The sequence below is a fragment of the Brucella sp. H1_1004 genome (genome assembly GCF_047308065.1).
In the GTDB taxonomy this organism is placed as follows: domain Bacteria; phylum Pseudomonadota; class Alphaproteobacteria; order Rhizobiales; family Rhizobiaceae; genus Brucella; species Brucella pseudogrignonensis_B.
Map to the genome: position 1 here is coordinate 1,244,021 of NZ_JAYKZA010000002.1, position 21,957 is coordinate 1,265,977.

Here is a 21,957-nt window from a genome sequence, read left to right on the forward strand (position 1 = left end):
ATGCTTGATGAAGCAGTTAGGGCGATTAAAGGAAATGACAAGGCAACAAAAACCCCAGATGCTGGCGGGCGATCTGGGGCTACACTCACCCAAGCGAACCCCCGCCTGTAAAGTGCATGCGTTCTTTACCAGAAGGTAAAATAATAGCAGTCCCTACTTTGGGATAATGCCGATTTACAAAAGAAAACCCCGGCAGCGGGGGCTGAACCGAGGCTACGCTTTAACTAAAGCGGGGGCTTTTAAACAGTTAACTCATCATCTCACAAAATTAGGAAAACACAATGGACAGAACCGTTCCAGCTGGTGCGGCGCTTCTGCTTGATTTCGTGCGCCTTATCGAAACAGGCAAAACTGACCGCTCTTCATACGATATGATCTACGGCCACAACGAAGATAAGATTTCGAAGAAGATTACCTCGATGTCGGTTGATGAGCTTATCGGAATCCAACCGGCGTTAACAAAGCGCTTCAAATATTCAGCCGCAGGTGGCTATCAGTTCATGCGCAACACGCTGCGCAACCTAAAGGCCGAATAGCGCCTGCGTGATGGGTAGATCATGGATCCTGATTTGCAGGACCGTCTCGGTTATCATCTGGCCATTCGCCGGGGCTATAACGATTACATTTCCGGCAATATTAGCCGCACCGAGTTTGGTCGTCGGCTTGCGCAGGAATGGGCTTCATTTCCTGTCCTTGCTCCGACGAGGGGCGCACACCGTGCATTGCAGCGTGGTGAAACCTTCTATGCTGGCGACAGCTCAATAGGGCACTTGTTACGCCTCAGCGCATGGAAGCAATTCTTGATCAGGTGAAAGCTGCGGGCAGTTCAACGGCGGTGAGCGATGCTGCGCTTGTTGTAGAAAAATTGCCAATCGTTGCGGATCCGGGTGAGCTTGGCGCACCGCCCACGAAATCGAAAACGGTTATTGGCAATGCTTTAACCACCATAGGCATGGCACTAACGGGTATTGGCGCTTTCCTTGGCGGTCTGGATTGGCGTGTACAGCTGTTTATCTGCGCTATTGCAGGTGGCTTTGCTGTTTATGCCATCAAGTGGCGCTTTGATCTCTTCAAGGCGGTCAAAGACCTTTCCAATGAGTTTGCCTGATGGCGACAATATTGAAGTTCATTCCTGCTTGGCTAAAATACCTCATCGCCGGAATCGTCGCAGCCTGTATCATTGCGGGTGGCGGCTACCTCATCGGTAAGCGTGAAGGTCGGCAGGAAATCAAAATCGAGCAACTGCAATCTGACATCAACGCTGAACGCGAAAGGACGAAGGACGATGCGAAGCTCCGTTCTCTGTCGAACTATGATTTTTGTATCTTGTCTCTTCGCCGTCGCGGCCTGCAACCCGCAGACTGTGAGCAGCTGCGCGGGGTGGCGACAGAATAATCTTAGTGCGGCCGGATTGGTTGCGCTGACACAAGCCGATCGACCTGCTGCGGAACGTGTCGAAGGGAATGACGAAAACGGGAAACTGCGGGGGTGCTGGAAGTGAGTTCTACCGTGCCAGAGACAGACGCTGATCTTCGCGCCCGCGTTATCGGACTTGAACAAGCAACTCAAACAAACAATCAACGACTGGCCACGCTTGAGACTTGGCAGCGGCAGCGTGAAATTGACAGCGCTCGAAATGATGAAAAGTGGGTTGCTATGGAAGCCCGAATAGACACGCGCTTTTCTGGGCTGGAAGGCTCTGTAAAAAGCATCATATCGTCCTTATCGCGGATTAACTGGATGATAATTGGGGGCTTGGTTGCTGCCTGTGTCGCTTTTGTTGTCGGCGGAGGTTTGAAGTCGCTTTAATCCGGAAATGTTTAACTTGCGACTAATCGCAAGTTAAACAATCAAAACCCCGCTTCGGCGGGGTTTTTAATGCGCCGCCCCACCGGGTGGCTCACGGTTCCAAGCACCGTAGAGCGGCGGCTTCCGATTGGCGTCTCATCCGCCCGGCATGACGTTAGGTCAAATGCCACACCCCGACCCTTGCGGGCGCGGGCATACTGGCCTCAACACGTTAATAAAAATGCAAGAAGGTTTTTCTTTTACGAGTGTTCGCCCTGTTTCTCCTGCAGCGACTTATATTGGTGGCAAAAAGCAGCTCGCGCAGCGGGTTGCATCGGTGATTGAGCAGATCCCGCATGCGCTTTATGCGGAGCCGTTTGTTGGAATGGGTGGGGTTTTCTTTCGGCGCAAGATTGTCGCTAAGTGTGAGGTCATCAATGATATTTCCGGTGATGTCATTACGTTGTTCCGAATCCTGCAGCGTCACTATCCGCAGTTCATGGAAACGCTGAAATTCCAGATAACTTCGCGCAAGGAATTTGAACGCCTAAAGCTTTGTGACCCATCAACACTGACAGATCTCGAACGCGCGGCGCGTTTCCTATATCTGCAGCGTCTTACTTTTGGCGGTATAGTGAATGGCAGGAATTACGGCGTCGATATGAGTGGCCCTGCGCGCTTCAACGTGAATCGCCTTGGAGCTTTGCTGGAAGAAATCCATGAACGGTTGGCTGGTGTCCAGATTGAAAACTTGTCATGGTGCGACTTCATTGATCGTTACGATACGCCCGGCACTCTGTTCTATATGGACCCGCCATATTACGGCTGCGAAAATGATTACGGCAAGAATGTCTTTGGCCGTGCGGACTTTGAACGCATTGCAACTCGGATGCTGGATGTCAAAGGTCGGTTTATGATCTCGCTGAATGATACACCAGAAGTTCGCTCGATCTTTGCTGCTTTTAAAATCTACGATGTGTCTCTGACATACACTGTGGGAGGCGGGCAGGCTAAGCCAGTTGGCGAAGTTCTAATCATGGATCGTAAACTGCTTGGAGTTCCAAACATGCCAGAATAACTCAAAACCCCGCTTCGGCGGGGTTTCTTGTTGTTTGAGGGTACATTATTCGTCTGGCTCTGTGCCGGTGTAACCGCGATACATGCCCGCCGAAACAACTTTGATTGCTGTTGCTGTTTCTTCGGCTGACCAGCCAGCTGTAACCGCATCATCAATGAGATCGCGTATGCCTGGTATAGATCTGGTTTCTGAGGCACGAGAATGATATCCGGACAAACCCGAAGCGCGTCGTTGATTGGCATCACATTCTTCACACCCATCGCTTTCGCCTCTTTTGAGCAGGCGATCACGGCGGTTCGATTGGTGCCTTCAAATGGAACAACACCGATTGGCCTGCCGCGCAGACGCTTGTCGCACTGTTGCTCGACTGGCGCAAAGAAGCCGTCAAAGTCGAGATACAGCCGTTCAATTGTCTTGGGTAGGCGCATTTCAAACTCCAGAAAACGGGGCGCACGAAACCTGTCCCGAGTACATAGACACTAAGGAACATATTCCGCGCTGTAGGAGAATGCTCCTAAAATGTTCTCATTTTGAGAAAGAGTCAATCCAGCTTTTTTTGACCGTGAAAATGCAGTGGAAATGCAGTTGATAAGCTGTGGAGAGTCAGTGCGCTATATCGAGCTAAATAGCCTGTTTGAAAGTTCCAACTAAGAGCCTTTTAGCGTCCTATCGAGACGGCTTAAAGTTGGAACCTTTATTGAAAATCAAAGAAATCTGACAGCCTTCTAAGCCGTAGGTCACTGGTTCGAATCCGGTCGGGACCGCCATCAAAACAATGACTTAGCGTCATTAATATTCCAAATTTTCAATTCATAATTTTAGACATCAAAGAGTCCTGTTGAACTGTTCGAAAAGCTGCAGCGCTTCTTACGAATGCCTTTTGGGGACACTACATCATTCAGAGTGATACAAAACGCCGCATAATATGCGGCGTTTCAGACTGCTGACAACTCTCTGGCGCGAGCTGGGGGTTTATGATTCATTGGGCCATGTTGAAGAAACCCGCTCCCGAACAGACGGCTCTCGAGATGGTGACGCTAGATAGCCAGGTGCCGAAGGATCACCTGCTTCGCAAGATCGACGCGGTGATCGACTTCTCCTTCATCCATGATCGTGTCGCGAGGCTCTACTGCGCCGACAACGGCCGCCCGCCGCTCGATCCGACGCTGATGTTCAAGGCGCTGTTCATCGGCTACCTGTTCGGTGTGCGCTCGGAGCGTCAGTTGGTGCGCGAGATCGAGGTGAATGTCGCCTATCGGTGGTTCTTGCGCATGAAGCTGACGGACCCGGTCTTCGATGCCTCGACGCTTTCCCAGAACCGTCGCCGCCGCTTCAACGACACGTCCGTGGCGCAGGACATCTTCGATGCGATCGTGGAGCAGGCGATCCGCCATGGCCTGGTGGATGGCACGGTGCTCTATACGGATTCGACCCATCTGAAGGCCAATGCCAACAAGGGCAAGTACGATCTGGTGATGCTGAAGAAGTCGCGGGCCGACTACTGGGCCGATCTCGACCGGGCGATCGAAGCCGAGCGTGTGGCGCACGGCCAGAAGCCGTTGAAGGACAAGGAACGCGAAGCTGAGGTGAAGGAAACCAAGGTCAGTCGTACCGATCCCGATAGCGGTTACATGGTCCGCGACGGTAAGCCTAAGGGTTTCTTTTATCTCGATCACCGCACGGTCGATGGCCGCCATGCCATAATCACTGATACCCATGTGACGCCGGCCAATGTGCATGACTCCATCGTCTATCTCGAACGATTGGACCGGCAGCGTGAACGCTTCGAATTCAATGTCGGCGCAGTCGGTCTGGATGCGGGCTATGCCACGGCAGGCATTGCCAGGGGTTTGGAGGGGCCAGGGGTCTGGAGGGCAGGCAAATCCTTGGCGTGACCGGCTATCGCAGGCCGACCCCGCCCAAAGAGGGGATGGTCGCCAAATCGAAATTCGTCTACGAGCCCGAGACGGACGGTTATCGCTGCCCTCAAGGCCAGTTACTCAGCTACGCCACCACCGACCGCAACGGCTACAAGCACTACCGCTCGGACCCGTCAGTGTGCTGCGACTGCCCGCTTCTGGCATCGTGCACCGCAAACGCCAAGGCTGAGCGGACCATTACCCGGCATGTCTGGGCTGATGCCCGAGAGCGCACCGACATGAACCGCAAGACGACGTGGGGCAAGGTGATCTACCAGCGGCGCAAAGAGACGGTCGAACGCTCGTTTGCCGATGCCAAACAGCTACACGGGCACCGCTATGCCCGCTTTCGCGGTCTCATCAAGGTCAGATGGCAATGCCTGCTTGCAGCGAGCGCCCAGAATATCAAGAAGATCGCAATGGCGATGACGAAAACCCCAAAACCAGCCTGGTGATGAGGGCTCTCAAGCCCACTTCAAACTCCGCCCACCCAGCCGCGAAAACACCATCTGAACACGCACTCACAAAACACCAAAAACCTGCCAAAAAAATCGACGGGTTTGTCAGCAGTCTGAGGCCGCTATCCGCGGCGTTTTGTTTGTTCAAGTACTTATTGTCCTCGTGGTCCATTTCCACGATCGCTGGAGTTTGATCTCCATCTTTGACCACGGTCACGATGAGGGCGATCCCAGTTTCCGCGTGGACGGTCCCAATGGCGGCCTCGGTTCCAATTGCGGTTGCGATCCCAGCGGCCACGATCCCAATGTCGACGGTTGTAGTCGCGGCGATCCCAACGATCGTTTCGATCATTGACAGCTGCGCCAATAGCTAAGCCTGCGATAAGAGGAATACCAATAAGCGCTGCGTCGCGGCTAAAATTATCAGAGGACGCATTGCTACCACCCTCTCGCATTGCGAGGTAGCGCGAAGAGGCCCAGCCAGACAAGCCGCCATAGCTGACTTGGCACCATCCGTAACCTGAGGTGCAGCCCTGCACGTTAACAGGGGCGCGGCTTGGAATGCTGCCTAGCGAGGCATAGCCCGTTCCGGGACCAGTTCGCACATTCAGACTTGTTGTGACAATTGCGTTTGCTGCTTGAGCAGCGCCTGCGGAGAATACACCCAAGGCTATAAGTGCTGCTTTGAACGTAAGTTTCATCCGGGTTCTCCTGAACAACTTCATTGGTTAATAAACGATGAACAGGGCACGTAAGTTCCGTTGTCTATGAAATCTATTTGGATTTGCGATGACGAAGAATGACAGCAATAGCGAGCCCAGCGAGGCCGATAGCAATAAAGCCTTGCAATACAAAAACCCAGTTCATCATAGCAGTTTCCTTTGGTGCAAAACGCACCTGAAGTCAGAATGTAATTCGCTAAATGGATATTTAACGCATTTCACGCTCAAGCGAAATGGACAAGTGAAGGTGCCAGACTTCAGGTGTTGGTTTATTCTTCTGGTCCGAAATATTTCACTTTCAAAGCATTCAAAGTTTCATTTTCTTGAAGGCTGATGATCGCCACGGAGGCAGGTTTTACGAGATCGCTCTGGCGTGGAAAAGCGAAGCCATACTTATCAGGGCTGAACGTGTTTCCAACCACTTCAATGGGTTCACTCGGATTTTTATGCGCGTAATATGCTAGCACTGGACTATCACCAACAATCGCTGAAATTTCATCATTTGTGAGCGCGGAAACAGCTTCTGGCAGGTGATCAAAAGTGACTGTAGAAATGGATCGGGATGTAAGCATCTGTTGTGCAATGCTCCCGGTACGCACGCCAACAGTTTTATTTTGAAGGTCTGCGAGGTTAGCGATTTTGTTGGATATATGCGTAACCGTCATTACGCTCGTGACCGATGATGTGACATAGGCGACCACGGCAATGCCGAAGACGAGCCAGAATGCTTGCCATATTCGACCGGCCCAACCGAAGAGATTTTTACGCGAGCTTTTCCCCGACGTCGCAAGTGAAACGACATGATAAAAGCTTTCGGCGAGACCCTCTACCCAACGGCGCGGGAAATGCTCGTCAAATCGCCTGTCAAAAAGAGTAAGAGCGATTGTGGCGATCAAAATAACAATGCCAATCCAAGCATAAGTTGCCAGATGCCCGGCATCCTCAAGCCCGCCGATAAGATCGCCCCACTCGTTCCCCGCCTCGGTATGAATTAGGATACGTAGCCCGGCATCGAACCAGGGATGCGTGAAGTCAACGACTTCCGCACGGCTTTCTGTGATTGTGAGATTGGTTACGGCCGCATCGACTTGATTTTCAGAAACCGCCTTCACCAGTTCTGTGTAATTTGGATATTCGACAAACTGTGAAACCAATCCAAGACGTGCGCCAATGTCGCGCCAAAGATCAACCGCCATACCGTTATAGGTATCACCTTCTTTGATGACGAAAGGTTCGCTGACATAGACGCCCACTTTTACCTGTCGAAGTGGGGCATCCTGTGCACTTGCTGGGATCAGTGAAGCCGTCAGGACGAAAAAAGCAAGGATAGCTTTCAGAAAAGAGCTGAAATGATTTCTGATAAAGTGACGAAATTGCACTGTCCCAAGCCGTTTTCTATTGCCGATAGCCTCAAGTATAAATGTTTAAGGGGGCAAGGGAAGCCAATAAAGCACTATCATTGCACGCAAATTATTATTTAATATCAAGTAATATCTAATAGAAACCCATCGCGATCAGTATCGACTGCGATGGGTTCGTTTTATCTTGTCGCAGATGTGGCTCAGATCGCTGCAAAGCCTTTTTCCAAATCGGCAATCAGATCTGGCACATCTTCAAGTCCGATCTGCAAGCGAATAACCGGACCAGGATAATCGTCCTTAGCGACGGTGCGGTCTTTCAGCCCGACCTCATTTGCGAGGCTCTCATATCCGCCCCACGAATAGCCAAGGCCGAAAATTTCAAGCGCATTCAAAAATGCATGAGCTTGCGCCCGTGAACCGGTCTTCAACACGAAAGCGAAGACACCTGATGAGCCTTTGAAATCACGTTTCCAGAGTTCGTGGCCCGGATGGCTCTCAAGGGCAGGGTGCAAAACGCGGTCAACTGCTGGATGGCTTTCGAGCCAATGAGCAACTTCGAGCGCGCTTTTACGATGATGTTCAAGACGTACACCCATCGTGCGCAAACCACGCAGGATTTGATATGCATCATCAGGAGCTGCACAAAGCCCGAGTGTTCCGTGGGTCTCAAGCAGTTGTGGCCAGCATTTTTCATTTGCTGAAATCGTACCGAACAAAATATCTGCATGACCCGAAGGATACTTCGTGGAGGCATGAATGCTGATGTCGACGCCAAAATCCAATGGCTTGAAGTAAAGCGGTGTCGCCCATGTGTTGTCCATCATGACAATGGCGCCAGCTGTGTGCGCCGCTTCGACAATGGCTGGAATATCCTGAATTTCGAAAGTGTTGGAAGCAGGCGATTCTGTGAACACGACTTTGGTGTTGGGGCGCATAAGTGCTGCTATGTTCGCACCGATTTCAGGATCATAATATTCGACTTCAATTCCCATGCGCTTGAGAATTGTATCGGCAAAATGACGCGTTGGATTATAGATTGAATCAACAAACAACGCGTGATCGCCAGGCGACAAAAAGCCAAGGAGTGGAACTGTGACAGCTGCTAGGCCTGATGGCACGCACACAGTTCCTGCTGAACCTTCCAGTGTATCAATAGCTTTGCATAATGCTTCACTGGTCGGCGTTCCGCGCGTACCATAGGTATATTTCTGATTTCCAGTTGCCATGGTCTGGGCGTCGGGAAAAAGAACTGTGGATGCGCGCACAACGGGTGGATTGATGAAGCCGTGATAATCGCGTGGATCATAACCATCCCGCGTCAATCGCGTGTTTATGCCCAGCTTTTCTGTCTTGTCCTGTTTGTTAGTCACGAAATTGCCTCCAGGCCATGTTGCATGCTGATCCATCAAATCTCTTTCAGAGATTTCTGCAAGTTTGCTGAGCAAATTTGCAAAAACAGGTTTCGTGTCCGTTCTGATGGATGGTCCTAATGAATTGGATAAGGCCCGTATGTTGCGGATGCAATATGCAGCTTTGTTACAGTGATAATGTAAACCAGAGGAAGTGTAATTCCGGTATGCCTGATTTGAATGAGCGTAAGGCCACAAACACGATTTTCTATCCGGTCCGCGCGGCATTAGAACTCATAAAAGCACTCCTAAAACCGGCATATCCCGGTGCGCCGTCGAGCTGGACAATGGAAATGACAGCGCTCGTGGTGTTGATGCCGTTTGTGCTTCTAGTGCTTCATATTTGGGATGCGCAGATCGTTCGCTCGGCAATGAACAGCGATTTCTTCGTCATGGAAATTCTTCGGGTGATCACCGATTTGATTCGCACCATTGTATGGCTCGGCGTGGCAATGGCTGTCTGGTTGGTAACCGCTTTTCTGCTTTCCCCGTCAATGCGCCTGGTCGTGCACGAGAAGCTTGTTCGCTTTCATAGCTGGGCTACACTGGTCTTGGCCTCTATCGTTGTTGGCAGCTTTCCAACAGAAATCGGCAAATTTGTCATCGGGCGTGCACGTCCGCTGCTGCTGGATGATCTCGGTTCTGCGTATTTCGCGCCTTTTCGCGGTGAACATTCCTATGAAAGCTTTCCGTCGGGACACTCAATGATGGCGGGCATTATGCTGGTATCGCTCTGGATTTTCCTGCCACGCTGGCGTTTTTTAACCGTTCCAATTTGCTTACTTTTTGTCATCAGCAGGCTCGCAGCAGGGGCTCATTATCCAACAGATGTCGTTGCAGGACTGGCAATTGGCTTTATCGCGACATGGTGGGTTGCTCGCTTTATGGCGACGCGAAATATTATTTTTTCGCTTGAGGGTGACAAGTTGATGCCACGCGTTTGAAATAGCTAAAATTGTAGTTTTTAGCCCGATTGTTAAAACACTAAACTATCGATAATATATTGATATAATTATAGAATTTATAAGAATTAGTTTTGTGGCTAATGCTGTTCATCTTATTGAACAGCATTAGCCGAAAATTGGGAAATCATGTAAAAACGCGCATGTTAGAATAGGTTATTTTTGCCGTTCCGACTTTTTCCTCAACGTTAATCCCTTGACCAAAGCCAAAATTTCGCCTTCGATAGGGTTGTGAAGGCGCCAGATATCGCTGACCTATAAAATATAGAAAGCCGATAACGGCTTCGGGTGAGCGACAGTCTGCGTAATGCGTGGGTTGGGGAGGAGCTAAGCTCTTATTTTTCAACTTATTGCTAAAAATAAAGCAACAGAGACGCTCAGAATATTTTCTGGTGATCTCAGGGAACATAAAAGGTTGCAGGCCAGATGAAAAAGACTGTTTTGACAGGGGTATTGGGTGCGGCGGCGTTGTTTGGCGCGGCTTCGGGAGCGTCGGCTGACACGCTTTCTGATGTAAAGAACAAGGGCTTTTTGCAGTGCGGCGTCAACACCGGTTTGTTGGGGTTTGCCGCTCCAAATGACAAAGGCGAATGGTCTGGCTTTGATGTTGACTATTGCCGTGCCGTGGCATCGGCTATTTTCGGTGATCCGACAAAAGTGAAATTCACGCCTTTGAACGCCAAAGAGCGTTTCACCGCGTTGCAGTCGGGTGAAGTTGATGTCCTGATCCGCAATACGACGTGGACCATTAGCCGCGACACAGCGCTTGGCCTCGACTTCGCTGGTGTCAACTATTTTGATGGCCAAGGCTTCATGATTAATTCGAAGAAGCTGTCAGGTATCAATTCCGCACTCCAATTGTCGGGTGCATCTATCTGTGTTCAAGCCGGTACGACGACTGAGCTTAACATGGCCGACTATTTCCGCTCCAACAAAATGGAGTACAATCCCGTTGTCTTTGAGAAGATCGAAGAAGCCAATGCGGCTTACGACTCCGGTCGTTGTGACGCTTACACGACGGACCAGTCCAGCCTTTACGGGGTTCGTTTGGCGCTTGCCAATCCAGATGATCACGTCATCTTGCCAGAAATCATCTCCAAGGAGCCCTTCGGTCTGACCGTTCGTCAGGGAGACCCTAAATGGGCAGATGTCGTCCGCTGGACCCATAATGCACTGCTTAACGCCGAAGAATACGGGATCACGCAAGCCAATATCGAAGAAATGAAGAAGTCCGACAACCCGGATATCAAGCGTCTTCTTGGTGTGGAAGCGGATACGAAGATCGGCACCGATCTTGGCCTTGACAATGATTGGGTGGTGAAGATCGTCAATGGCGTTGGCAACTACGGCGAAATATTCGAACGGAATATTGGCGCCAGTAGCCCGCTCAAGATTGCACGTGGTATCAACGCCCAGTGGAACAAGGGTGGTCTACAATACGGCATTCCTGTGCGTTAACGGGTCTTACTGCTCAGACTGATTTTCGGCGGGTGCAGCAGCACTCGCCGGATTTGTCGGCTCTTGGATTGGTCACTGATCTTCTGCATTACCAGAAACCTTTGTATGCGGAAGTCATACCAATCGCTCGTATCGGATAGTTTAATGAACGCTCTGTCTCGGACGGTCAGAGCCTCAATCTTCGGAAATCTCTGCGACGGCACTAAAATGGTTTTCCGATTGGGGCGGGATCGTTAGCTATTTTAAAGCAAGAACAGTGGCCGAGAGAAAACAGGGAACATATGGCTTCCTATTCTTCAACTGAAAAACGCCGAAACGACAATGGCACATCACTCCTTTATGACCCGCGAGTGCGCGGCGTTTTTTATCAGGTCGTGGTGTTTGTCGTCGTTATCGGTTCGATCTATTGGATCGTAGGAAATACGATCACAAATCTTCAGCGCGCGAATATTGCTTCCGGTTTTGGCTTTTTAAATGGGCGTGCAGGCTTTGATATCAGCCAGACGCTCATTCCCTATAATAGCGATTCCACCTATGGCCGCGCTCTTCTGGTTGGCTTGCTCAACACGCTTTATGTTGCGAGTTTGGGTGTAATTCTGGCGTCAATTATCGGTTTTCTGGTTGGCATTGGAAGACTTTCGCATAATTGGCTGATTCGTAAAATCTGTACGGTTTACGTTGAAGTATTTCGCAATATTCCGCCGCTGCTCGTTATCTTCTTTTGGTATTTTGGCGTTCTTTCGGTTTTACCACAGGCGCGAGATAGTCTCTCCTTGCCACTTGGGACCTATCTCAACAATCGTGGGTTCTTCATGCCGTCGCCTATTTGGGGCGAGGGCGCATGGTTGCTATCTGTTGCTTTGGTCCTCGGGATTGTTGCCTCGTTTTTTGTAGCGCGCTGGGCTAAGCGTCGGCAAATTGTGACAGGTCAGCCGTTCCATACGGTACGTGTGGCTGCTGCCCTGATCATAGGCTTACCCATACTGGCTTTGATCGTAACAGGATTTCCGGTCTCGTTTGATCTGCCAAAGCTGGGAACGTTCAATCTGACGGGGGGGACGCAGGTTAAGCCGGAATTTCTGGCGCTATTGTTGGCTTTGTCGTTTTATACTGCCTCATTTATTGCGGAAACCGTTCGGGCAGGTGTTCTGGGTGTAAACAAAGGCCAGACAGAAGCGGCCTATGCTGTTGGTTTGCGGCCCGGTCAAACGATGCGCCTGATCGTGGTGCCACAGGCTCTGCGCATTATCATTCCACCGCTTTCGAGCCAATATCTCAATCTGATCAAGAATTCATCGCTGGCCATTGCAATTGGTTATCCTGATCTGGTTGCAGTTGGTGGTACGATCCTTAACCAGACCGGCCAAGCCGTTGAAGTCGTTGCTATTTGGATGGTGATCTATCTCAGCATCAGCCTGATCGTTTCCGGCCTGATGAACTGGTTTAATGCGAAAATGGCATTGGTGGAGAGATGAGCATGGAAAACACAAATCTCCATTATGTCCGAACACAAATGGTCAAGGGGGAAAAACCGCCAAGTTCAGTGCAGGGCTTTTCGCATTGGCTGCGCGTCAATCTTTTTGCCACACCTACAGATGCAGCACTGACGATTTTTGGTCTGGCGATTGTTGCGTGGTTTTTGCCACCAATGATCCAGTGGCTGTTTATCAATGCTGCATGGACTGGCACTGATCGTACAGCATGCCTAACCGTCGTGCAGGGTGGGGTTCAGCCTGAGGGCTGGTCAGGTGCTTGTTGGGCGTTTGTAAATGCGAAGTATCAGCAGTTCATTTATGGGCGCTATCCGTTTGAAGAGCGCTGGCGCGTTGATCTGACTGCGGCATTGTTCGTGATTTTGCTTGTTCCTCTGCTGATCCCGAAAATTCCGCACAAGATCATCAACGCCATTCTGTTCTTCTTCGCGTTTCCGGTTATCGCCTACTTCTTGTTGGTCGGCGGTTCTTTCGGCCTGCGTTATGTTGAAACATCCCTTTGGGGAGGGCTGCTGGTAACACTGGTCTTGTCATTTGTCGGTATTGCGGTTTCCCTGCCTTTGGGGGTTGTTTTGGCCTTGGGGCGGCGATCCAAACTGCCTGTGATCAAGACGATGTCGATCATCTTCATCGAAACGGTACGTGGTGTTCCGCTAGTTACGGTTCTTTTCATGGCCAGCGTTATGCTGCCGCTTTTCCTTCCACCGGGCGTTACTTTCGATAAGTTGCTGCGCGCATTAATCGGTGTGGCATTATTTGCATCAGCTTATATGGCAGAAGTTGTTCGCGGCGGGTTGCAAGCTATTCCACGCGGGCAATATGAGGGTGCCGATGCGCTAGGTCTGGGCTACTGGCAGAAGACCAACCTCATTATCCTGCCACAAGCGTTAAAGCTGGTTATACCCGGCATCGTGAACACATTTATTGGTCTGTTTAAAGACACTAGCCTTGTTTACATCATCGGTATGTTTGACCTTCTGGGCATTGTCAGACAGAACTTTTCTGATGCAAACTGGACGTCTCCACAGACACCTGCAACTGGATTGGTCTTTGCGGGCTTCGTTTTCTGGATTTTCTGTTTCGCCATGTCGCGATACTCTATATTCATGGAACGGCGGCTCGACACGGGTCACAAACGATAAGAATAAAGGGAATAATTTAAATGAGTGCACAAAGCGCCCTCCCGCAATCTGAGCCTGGTGTCGACATCGACCGTTCAAAACTGGAAGTCTCGAAGACCGAAGTGGCTATCGAGATCAAGAACATGCACAAGTGGTATGGCGAGTTCCACGTGCTGCGTGATATTAATCTGAAAGTCATGCGTAGCGAACGCATCGTCGTTGCCGGCCCTTCAGGCTCCGGCAAATCAACGATGATCCGTTGCGTCAACCGTCTGGAAGAACACCAGAAAGGGCAAATCATTGTTGATGGCATCGAGCTTACCAATGATCTCAAGAAGATCGATGAAGTTCGTCGTGAAGTTGGCATGGTGTTCCAGCACTTCAACCTCTTCCCGCATCTGACCATTCTGGAGAATTGCACGCTGGCCCCAATCTGGGTGCGCAAAATGCCCAAGAAGCAGGCGGAAGAAATCGCGATGCACTATTTGAAGCGCGTGAAAATTCCAGAGCAGGCCAATAAATATCCGGGCCAGCTTTCCGGTGGCCAGCAGCAGCGTGTGGCAATTGCCCGTGCGCTGTGCATGAACCCGAAAGTGATGCTTTTTGACGAGCCGACTTCGGCACTTGACCCGGAAATGGTCAAGGAAGTGCTTGATACAATGGTTAGCCTCGCTGATGAAGGCATGACCATGATCTGCGTGACACATGAAATGGGCTTTGCGCGTCAGGTTGCAAACCGCGTCATTTTCATGGATCAGGGCCAGATTGTTGAACAGAATTCACCGGCTGAGTTCTTCGACAACCCACAACACGAGCGAACCAAGTTATTCCTCAGTCAGATTCTGCACTAAGCAATGTGATCGCTTTATTAAGAACACCCGCCGCTAATAACGGCGGGTGTTTTCTATTTTTTGTCCGACTTTTCGCAAGGCTGAACGCGGTTGCCGAACATTTCAAAGTTGCAAGAGGTTTACGGTTCTTAAGGAGGAGGCTAGCGTGACACAATGTCATTGGTCTGAAAATTTACCATCGGAGGCTCGACGCGAATTTTATGACTTTTACAGCAAAGAATGGTGGACCGCAGCGCGATCATTTGAAGATGTCGTACATATGTTGGACCACTGCGACCTGACGCTTTTTTGTTATGATGCAGAGGGAAGCATAATCGGCTTTGCACGCGTATTAAGCGACTTCACCTTCAAGGCGATGATCTTTGATGTGATCGTCGCAGAAAAAACGCGCGGTCATGGACTTGGAAAAACAATTATTCAACGCATATTATCGCATGAAAAGTTGCGACGTGTGAAAAGTTTTGAGCTTTATTGCCCCGAAAGACTGGTGCCTTTTTATGAGAAACTAGGTTTTGTAAAAGGAACGTCTTCGTTGCTTTTTAATCAACCACGCACAGCCTGAATGGCATCATAACCATAAAGCCAGTCCAGATCTTTCAGAAAGCTATCTGGGCTGCGCATGGTGAAAAGCATATTTCGACCGAGCGCTAAAACACCCGTTGCATGATATGCAAAGCGGTTCATCTGGCCGCGTTTGGCGACTGCTGCAATCCGCTCTTTTCGTACAGAATCAAACCGCTTCAACGCTGATTGTTGATCCTCGTTATCCAATGCTTCTGCGAGAGCAGCAGCATCCTCGATGGCCATTGCAGCACCTTGCGCTGCAAAGGGCGTGACGGCATGAGAGGCATCCCCAAGAAAAATTGTTCTATCACGGCCAACAAATTGTGCATCGCCTATTTCAAACAGCGGCCAAAAAGTCCATTCATCTGCAACGTTCAGAACATCACGAACGGGCTTACTCCAGTTTTCATAGATGGATTGCAGCCGTGAACGCTCACCAGTCTTTGACCAAACCTCACCCGGATTTTCACCCGTCGTAATGGCAACAAAGTTGAAGAACTCTCCACCTTTGACGGGATAGGCGATGAAATGCACTTTCTTGCCGAGCCAGGCAGAAACAGATTTCTGTTCCCGAATGGCTGACGTGAAGCTTGCAGGCAAGTTATTGGCTGCAACTGTTGTGCGCCATGCGATGTGACCGCTGAAACGCGCTTTGTCATAGCCAGCTTTGTCGCGCTGCATCGACCACACACCATCGCATGCTATCAGATATGCTGCCTGAATGGCCTGTTTAGTGGCGTCACGTCTGACAATCGCTGTAATTCCGCTGCTGTCAGCCGTGTGGCTTAGAATTTCCGCGCCGAGATTAATTTCGATATTCGGATTTTCGTTGCAGGCATTAAGCAGAGCGGATTGCAAATCAGCGCGATGACACACGACATAGGGATGGTGCCAACGCTTTAGCGCCTTTTCGCCGAGCTGCATTACGAGCAAAGGACGAGCTTTACGCCCGTCCATCAGATAGAGCGCTTCAGGTAAAACTGCTTGTGAGGATAATCGATCTGCAACGCCGAGGCGCTCAAGATGGCGCATTGCGTTGGGAGCAAGCTGCAAGCCTGCGCCGACTTCCGACAAGGCATGCGCTTTTTCAAAAAGCTGAACAGACCATCCGTGAGCTGCGCATTCAAGCGCAGCACTTAAACCGGCAACGCCGGCCCCGGCAATTACGATTCGTTTTGTATCCAGCTTGCTCATAGTTTTAGCGGCAGCAATACCGCTTGTTATCTTCAGGCAGCTTTATCCGCAGGCGCATCATAGACGCAGCCGGCAGGTAGAGTTTCATCAGCGTGAAGCTGTGGGTTGTAGCGATAGAGCGTCGAGCAATAAGGGCAGACAGATTCGCTTTCATGTCCCATGTCGAGGAAAACATGCGGATGATCGAAAGGCGGATTGGCGCCGACGCACATGAATTCCTTTACGCCGATTTCGATGGAGTTATGTCCAGCGTCGTTCTGGAAGTGCGGGATGATGTGATCGGACATGATATGCTCCGGAGCTTGTGGGTCGCGGCATCAAATTTTAGAAAGCTATTTTTCAAGCATTTACCGCGTACGACTTGTTTCTGGAAGCGTTTTCATCAATTCTGGAGACAATTCAAGCGGTTTGCTATCAAACTGTCATATGACAGACATAGGCTTATGGTCGCACCGGGATTTTCCGGTAAAAGCCGGGACAGGAAAAATGAACGAAAACAGCATTATGGCACCACATACGACTGATTTGACCATTCAGCCAGCCAATGATCTTTCAATGGACAAGAATCTTGGAAAAGATCGGAATGCTCACGAAGCTTTGATTGATGACAGGATTTCTGAACTGATGCAAAGCCCGGAACGCTTTGTCAATCGTGAGTTTTCGTGGCTGCAGTTCAACCGTCGTGTTCTGGAAGAAGCTGGCAATACACGCCAGCCGTTGCTTGAGCGTCTGCGCTTCCTGTCAATTTCTGCAGCCAATCTCGATGAATTCTTTATGGTGCGTATTGCGGGTCTGGCGGCACAGGTGCGTGCAGGTGTTGCCATGCGCAGCGCCGATGGTCGCACTCCACAGGAACAGCTAGATTTTGTTCTCGAAGAAGTCAGCCGCCTCCAGGAAGGTCAGCAGGACCGTCTGCGTATACTTCGCGAAGAGCTTGAAAAAGAAAATATCGAGATCGTTCGACCGGCAGCTTTGTCTAAAGATGAAAAAGACTGGCTGGAAAACCACTTCCTTGAAACCATTTTCCCTGTTCTGACGCCGCTTTCGATCGATCCTGCGCATCCGTTCCCATTTATTCCCAATCTTGGGTTCTCTATGGCGCTGCAATTGGCACGTCGTCTCGATAGTCATCCGATGACGGCACTGTTGCGCATTCCTGTTGCTCTGAAGCGTTTCATCCAGCTGCCGAATGAACAAACGAATGCATTCCGCTTCATCACAATTGAAGATGCGGTGAGCTTGTTTATCGGTCGTCTGTTCCCGGGTTATGAAGTGCGCGGCGCAGGCACATTCCGCATCATTCGCGACAGCGATATTGAAGTGGAAGAAGAAGCCGAAGATCTCGTCCGTCTGTTTGAGACCGCTTTGAAGCGCCGCCGTCGCGGTCAGGTGATCCGTATCGAGTTTGATGCAGAAATCCCGGAAGCTTTGCGCGTTTTCGTTGCAACGGAACTCGGCGTTTCCGAAAATCGTATCAGTGTTCTGGAAGGCCTTCTGGCGCTGAACATGATTTCGGAAGTTGTTTCGATTCCGCGGGATGATCTGAAATTCGTGTCTTACAATCCACGTTTCCCGGAGCGTATCCGCGAGCACGGGGGCGATTGCTTTGCAGCGATTCGCGAAAAGGACATCGTTGTTCACCATCCTTATGAATCATTTGACGTTGTGGTGCAGTTCCTGCGTCAGGCCGCCGCTGATCCTGATGTATTGGCGATCAAGCAGACGCTTTATCGGACTTCTAATGACAGCCCGATTGTTCGTGCGCTGGTCGATGCTGCCGAAGCTGGCAAGTCAGTCACTGCGCTGGTCGAGCTGAAGGCGCGTTTTGATGAAGAGGCCAATATTCGGTGGGCGCGTGATCTGGAGCGTGCAGGTGTTCAGGTTGTCTTCGGCTTTATCGAACTGAAGACGCATGCGAAGATGTCGCTGGTTGTGCGCCGCGAAGATCAGAAGCTGCGCACTTATGTCCATTTGGGCACGGGAAATTACCACCCGATCACAGCGCGCATTTATACTGACTTGTCGTTCTTTACGTCAGACGCCGACATTGCGCGCGATGTGGCACATATCTTCAATTTCATCACAGGCTATGCGCAGCCAGCCGAGGAAATGAAGATCGCTATTTCTCCGCTGACGCTGCGTGCGCGAATCCTCAAACACATTGAAGATGAGATCAGCAATGCGAAAGCTGGTAAGCCTGCTGCGATCTGGATGAAGATGAACTCGCTGGTTGATCCACAGATTATTGATGCGCTGTATAAAGCCAGCCAGGCGGGCGTTGATGTGGAACTGATTGTGCGTGGTATTTGTTGTCTACGTCCGGGTGTGCCGGGTCTCTCGGATAACATTCGTGCGAAGTCAATAGTCGGGCGTTTTCTCGAGCATAGCCGCGTCTTCTGCTTCGGAAATGGGTATGATCTGCCGTCTGACAAGGCAATTGTCTATATCGGTTCAGCCGACATGATGCCACGCAATCTTGACCGCCGTGTCGAGACTTTGGTGCCGGTGACCAATGCCACTGTGCATCAGCAAATTCTTTCGCAAATTATGTTTGCCAACATAATTGATAACCAACAGAGCTATCAGCTACTTGCGGATGGCACCTCTCGCCGGATAGAAAAAGCGGACGGAGAAGAAGCCTTCAACGCGCAGGAATATTTCATGACAAATCCAAGCTTGTCTGGTCGCGGAAAGTCACCGAAATCATCTGCCCCACGCCTGACTGCACATCGCAGACGTGCACAGGCGGAAAGAAAAACGACTTCATGAGTCCAGCAATAGCACAAGGCCGATTGAAGGGCCTCAAGCCCGTCGCGGTTATCGATATCGGATCAAACTCGATCCGTGTCGTTGTTTATGAAGGCATTGTCCGCTCGCCGACAGTGCTTTTCAATGAAAAGCTTCTCTGCGGTCTTGGCAAAGGATTGGCCAAGACTGGGAAGCTCAATGAGAAATCCGTTGATATTGCTCTTCGCGCATTGAAACGCTTTCGTGTGCTGGCTGAACAAGCTGGCGCGATTTCCATCCATGCGCTGGCAACAGCGGCTGCACGCGAAGCAAAGAACGGACCTGATTTCATTTCTCAGGCCGAGGCTATTCTTGGACGGCACATTGAAGTTCTGTCCGGCAAGGAAGAAGCCTATTATTCGGCACTTGGCATCATTTCGGGTTTCTATAAGCCGCAAGGCGTGGCTGGCGATCTCGGTGGCGGCAGTCTCGAACTGGTCGATGTGAATGACCACGATGTGGGTGAGGGAATCACGTTACCTCTGGGCGGTCTGCGTTTGCAGGACATGTCAAACGAGCAGCTTCCAGAAGCAGCGAAAATCACCCGTACTGAGCTTGCTCGTGCGACGCTTCTTGAAAAGCATCAGGGGCAGGTGTTCTATGCTGTCGGCGGCACATGGCGAAATCTCGCCAAGTTGCACATGACGGCAAAACACTATCCGCTGCATGTCATGCATGGCTATGAGATGGATCCGGTGGAAGCGAAAAGCTTCCTCACGCGTGTTGCCAAAGGCAATATCGATACGATGCGCGGCATTGAAGCGGTTTCAAAAAACCGTCGTCAGTTGCTTGCCTATGGCGCGACGGTTCTTCTCGAAACCATTCGCCGCATGAAGCCATCAAAGATTGTCTTCTCAGCGCTTGGTGTGCGTGAAGGCTATCTTTATTCACTGTTGCCCAAGAACGAACAGCGGCTTGATCCGCTTCTGGCTTCGGCAGAAGAACTGGCAATCCTGCGGTCGCGTTCTCCGCGTCATGCGCGTGAATTGGCGACATGGACCACGTTATCGTTGCCAGTGCTTGGGTTTGATGAAACTGAAGACGAGGGACGTTATCGGCAGGCTGCGTGTCTGGTGGCTGACATCAGCTGGCGCGCTCATCCCGACTATCGCGGTTCTCAGGCGCTGAATATCATTGCACATGGCTCTTTTGGCGGCATTGATCATCCCGGTCGCTCTTTCATGGCTTTGGCGAATTATTATCGCCATGAAGGACTGGTTGACGACGAGATTGCGCCTGAAATCCTGAAACTCGCAACGCCGCGTTTGCGCGAACGTGCAAGGCTATTGGGTGCGTTGTTGCGGGTGGTCTATCTGCTCTCCGCTTCCATGCCGGGGGTAATTCCGCGCCTTTATTGGCGTGAGGAAGAGAATGGAATTGCGCTGGTCGTGCCGGGTGATATTGCTGATTTGATTTCGGATCGCCCGGAAGGTCGCTTGCAGCAGCTCTCAAAGCTGGCAGGTAAGAACCTTTTCTTTGCCGTTGGCGATAGCGCGATTGAAGCAAACGAGCATCATTAAAACTGAATGATCGACAAACAAAAAGGCCGGCGGGAATATTCTCCACCGGCCTTTTTGTTTAACTTAATTCAACTGCCCGAATGCGTCGGTTTTCAAACTTGATACCAATTTTGCCTTCAATGAGATCAAGCGCTTTCTGGCCGAAGACTTCGCGACGCCAGCCTTGCAACGCAGGCACATTGGCCTTTTCACCTTCAGCTGCAATCTTGTCGATATCATCGGAACTTGCAACGATCTTGGCCGCAACACCATGTTCTTCGGTCACAAGCTTGAGCAATACTTTAAGAATATCTCCAGCGGCGGCACTGCCTTCAGGAGAATGCGATTGCTTCGGCAGTTTTGGCAGATCCTCTTTTGGAATGGCCAGTGCGGCCTGAACCGCAGTCACAAGACCGGCGGCCTGAGCCGAACGCTCCCAACCTTTCGGGATTGAACGCAAACGACCGAGCGCTTCCGCGTCTTTGGGCTGCTGCTGCGCGATTTCTGCAATCGTATCGTCCTTGATGACACGGCCACGCGGAACATTACGTTCGCGTGCTTCACGTTCGCGCCATGCCGCAACGGATTGCACAATTGCCAGTTCAATCGGCTTGCGCATACGCGTTTTTACGCGTTTCCATGCATCGTCGGGATGCAGATCATAGGTTTCGCGTGCGCTTAGCACGGCCATTTCCTCATTAACCCACTCGCTGCGCCCTTCTTTCTGAAGCTCATCTTTCAGATAGAGATAGATGTCGCGCAGATAGGTAACGTCAGCCAACGCGTAATCGAGCTGTTTGTCGGACAGTGGACGGCGGCGCCAATCGGTAAAGCGTGAGGATTTGTCGAGATGTTTGCCGGTGACTTTTTGAACCAGCGCATCATAGGAAATGGCATCGCCAAAGCCGCAAACCATAGCGGCAACCTGACTGTCAAAGATCGGGGCAGGGATCAGGTCGCCCAAGTGAAACACGATTTCTATGTCCTGACGCGCAGCATGGAACACCTTGATCACTTTCTCATTGGCCATCAGGCGGAAGAAAGGCGCAAGATCGAGACCGGGTGCCAAAGCATCGACCAAAGCAGTATGGTCAGGCGAGGCCATTTGAATGAGACAAAGCTCCGGCCAGAAAGTCGTTTCCCGAATGAATTCGGTGTCGACTGTCACAAAGTCGGATTTGGCTAAGGCGGATACGGCCTCTTCAAGGGCCTCTGTGGTCGTGATGAGCTGCATATTCTTCTTCTAGAGCGCATCCCGAAAACTGTGAAGCAATTTTCGATTAAGTTGCGCGT

Annotated in this window: 21 protein-coding genes and 1 pseudogene; 15 read left to right on the forward strand and 7 right to left on the reverse strand. The window is 50.8% G+C overall.

Features of this window, described 5'->3' with window-relative positions:
• The first annotated feature begins 281 nt into the window (after positions 1-281).
• From U2P60_RS13265 to U2P60_RS13290, 6 genes are all read left to right on the forward strand, one after another.
• On the forward strand, positions 282-536 hold the full coding sequence (locus U2P60_RS13265) for a hypothetical protein (protein ID WP_413572974.1): 255 nt from the start codon (positions 282-284) through the stop codon (positions 534-536).
• Between the two features lie 21 nt (positions 537-557).
• On the forward strand, positions 558-812 hold the full coding sequence (locus tag U2P60_RS13270) for a hypothetical protein (RefSeq protein ID WP_413572975.1): 255 nt from the start codon (positions 558-560) through the stop codon (positions 810-812).
• Positions 788-1,108 carry a hypothetical protein gene (locus U2P60_RS13275; RefSeq protein ID WP_413572976.1) on the forward strand — a complete coding sequence of 107 codons (321 nt, stop codon included), beginning with the start codon at positions 788-790 and terminating at the stop codon, positions 1,106-1,108. The genes U2P60_RS13270 and U2P60_RS13275 overlap by 25 nt, the downstream gene beginning before the upstream one ends.
• Positions 1,108-1,395: a hypothetical protein gene (locus U2P60_RS13280; RefSeq protein WP_413572977.1), complete on the forward strand. Its 288-nt coding sequence runs from the start codon at positions 1,108-1,110 to the stop codon at positions 1,393-1,395. Before U2P60_RS13275 ends, U2P60_RS13280 begins: the two co-directional genes overlap by 1 nt.
• A gap of 102 nt (positions 1,396-1,497) precedes the next feature.
• Complete coding sequence (locus U2P60_RS13285) at positions 1,498-1,809, forward strand: hypothetical protein (protein ID WP_413572978.1); 312 nt, start codon at positions 1,498-1,500, stop codon at positions 1,807-1,809.
• Between the two features lie 220 nt (positions 1,810-2,029).
• Complete coding sequence (locus U2P60_RS13290) at positions 2,030-2,866, forward strand: DNA adenine methylase (RefSeq protein ID WP_413572979.1); 837 nt, start codon at positions 2,030-2,032, stop codon at positions 2,864-2,866.
• Here U2P60_RS13290 and U2P60_RS13295 read toward each other — a convergent pair.
• Entirely contained in the window at positions 2,758-3,294 is a 537-nt protein-coding gene (locus U2P60_RS13295) for a hypothetical protein (protein ID WP_413572980.1), read from the reverse strand. The two genes, U2P60_RS13290 and U2P60_RS13295, sit on opposite strands and share 109 nt — an antisense overlap.
• 561 nt (positions 3,295-3,855) lie before the next feature.
• On the opposite strand from U2P60_RS13295, the pseudogene U2P60_RS13300 reads away from it, so the two are divergent.
• Positions 3,856-5,240: pseudogene (locus tag U2P60_RS13300) on the forward strand (IS1182 family transposase).
• Positions 5,241-5,395: 155 nt separating this feature from the next.
• On the opposite strand, the gene U2P60_RS13305 reads toward U2P60_RS13300, so the two are convergent.
• From U2P60_RS13305 to U2P60_RS13315, 3 genes are all read right to left on the reverse strand, one after another.
• Complete coding sequence (locus U2P60_RS13305; protein ID WP_413572981.1) at positions 5,396-5,944, reverse strand: SH3 domain-containing protein; 549 nt, start codon at positions 5,942-5,944, stop codon at positions 5,396-5,398.
• A gap of 290 nt (positions 5,945-6,234) precedes the next feature.
• Complete coding sequence (locus tag U2P60_RS13310; RefSeq protein ID WP_413572982.1) at positions 6,235-7,218, reverse strand: transporter substrate-binding domain-containing protein; 984 nt, start codon at positions 7,216-7,218, stop codon at positions 6,235-6,237.
• 308 nt (positions 7,219-7,526) lie between these two features.
• Positions 7,527-8,732, reverse strand: coding sequence for a cystathionine beta-lyase (locus tag U2P60_RS13315; RefSeq protein ID WP_413572983.1), 1,206 nt, complete (start codon positions 8,730-8,732; stop codon positions 7,527-7,529).
• A 170-nt stretch (positions 8,733-8,902) separates the two neighbouring features.
• On the opposite strand from U2P60_RS13315, the gene lpxE reads away from it, so the two are divergent.
• From lpxE to U2P60_RS13345, 6 genes are all read left to right on the forward strand, one after another.
• On the forward strand, positions 8,903-9,679 hold the full coding sequence (gene lpxE / locus U2P60_RS13320; protein WP_413572984.1) for a lipid A 1-phosphatase LpxE: 777 nt from the start codon (positions 8,903-8,905) through the stop codon (positions 9,677-9,679).
• Positions 9,680-10,123: 444 nt separating this feature from the next.
• On the forward strand, positions 10,124-11,155 hold the full coding sequence (locus U2P60_RS13325) for an amino acid ABC transporter substrate-binding protein (RefSeq protein ID WP_413572985.1): 1,032 nt from the start codon (positions 10,124-10,126) through the stop codon (positions 11,153-11,155).
• Positions 11,156-11,436: 281 nt separating this feature from the next.
• Positions 11,437-12,630 carry an amino acid ABC transporter permease gene (locus U2P60_RS13330; RefSeq protein ID WP_413572986.1) on the forward strand — a complete coding sequence of 398 codons (1,194 nt, stop codon included), beginning with the start codon at positions 11,437-11,439 and terminating at the stop codon, positions 12,628-12,630.
• Positions 12,631-12,632: 2 nt separating this feature from the next.
• A complete protein-coding gene (locus U2P60_RS13335) occupies positions 12,633-13,790 on the forward strand; it encodes an amino acid ABC transporter permease (protein ID WP_413572987.1) in 1,158 nt (385 codons plus the stop codon).
• Between the two features lie 20 nt (positions 13,791-13,810).
• Positions 13,811-14,620 carry an amino acid ABC transporter ATP-binding protein gene (locus U2P60_RS13340; protein ID WP_413572988.1) on the forward strand — a complete coding sequence of 270 codons (810 nt, stop codon included), beginning with the start codon at positions 13,811-13,813 and terminating at the stop codon, positions 14,618-14,620.
• A 145-nt stretch (positions 14,621-14,765) separates the two neighbouring features.
• The gene (locus U2P60_RS13345; protein ID WP_313828302.1) at positions 14,766-15,182 is read left to right on the forward strand and encodes a GNAT family N-acetyltransferase; all 417 of its coding nucleotides are present in this window, start codon (positions 14,766-14,768) and stop codon (positions 15,180-15,182) included.
• On the opposite strand, the gene U2P60_RS13350 is transcribed toward U2P60_RS13345, so the two are convergent.
• Together U2P60_RS13350 and U2P60_RS13355 are read right to left on the reverse strand one after the other, a co-directional pair.
• Positions 15,164-16,378: an FAD-binding protein gene (locus U2P60_RS13350; protein WP_413572989.1), complete on the reverse strand. Its 1,215-nt coding sequence runs from the start codon at positions 16,376-16,378 to the stop codon at positions 15,164-15,166. The two genes, U2P60_RS13345 and U2P60_RS13350, sit on opposite strands and share 19 nt — an antisense overlap.
• 32 nt (positions 16,379-16,410) lie before the next feature.
• Complete coding sequence (locus tag U2P60_RS13355; protein WP_313828303.1) at positions 16,411-16,665, reverse strand: zinc-finger domain-containing protein; 255 nt, start codon at positions 16,663-16,665, stop codon at positions 16,411-16,413.
• 268 nt (positions 16,666-16,933) lie between these two features.
• Between U2P60_RS13355 and U2P60_RS13360 the strand changes: the two genes are divergently transcribed.
• Both U2P60_RS13360 and ppx read left to right on the forward strand, forming a co-directional pair.
• Positions 16,934-19,147: an RNA degradosome polyphosphate kinase gene (locus U2P60_RS13360; RefSeq protein WP_413573796.1), complete on the forward strand. Its 2,214-nt coding sequence runs from the start codon at positions 16,934-16,936 to the stop codon at positions 19,145-19,147.
• Positions 19,144-20,685, forward strand: coding sequence for an exopolyphosphatase (ppx, locus tag U2P60_RS13365; protein WP_413572990.1), 1,542 nt, complete (start codon positions 19,144-19,146; stop codon positions 20,683-20,685). Before U2P60_RS13360 ends, ppx begins: the two co-directional genes overlap by 4 nt.
• A gap of 58 nt (positions 20,686-20,743) precedes the next feature.
• Here the strand turns inward: ppx and rnd are convergent, their stop codons facing one another.
• Positions 20,744-21,898 (reverse strand): ribonuclease D, encoded by a 1,155-nt coding sequence (gene rnd / locus U2P60_RS13370; RefSeq protein WP_413572991.1) that lies wholly within the window; start codon positions 21,896-21,898, stop codon positions 20,744-20,746.
• Positions 21,899-21,957: the final 59 nt, after the last annotated feature.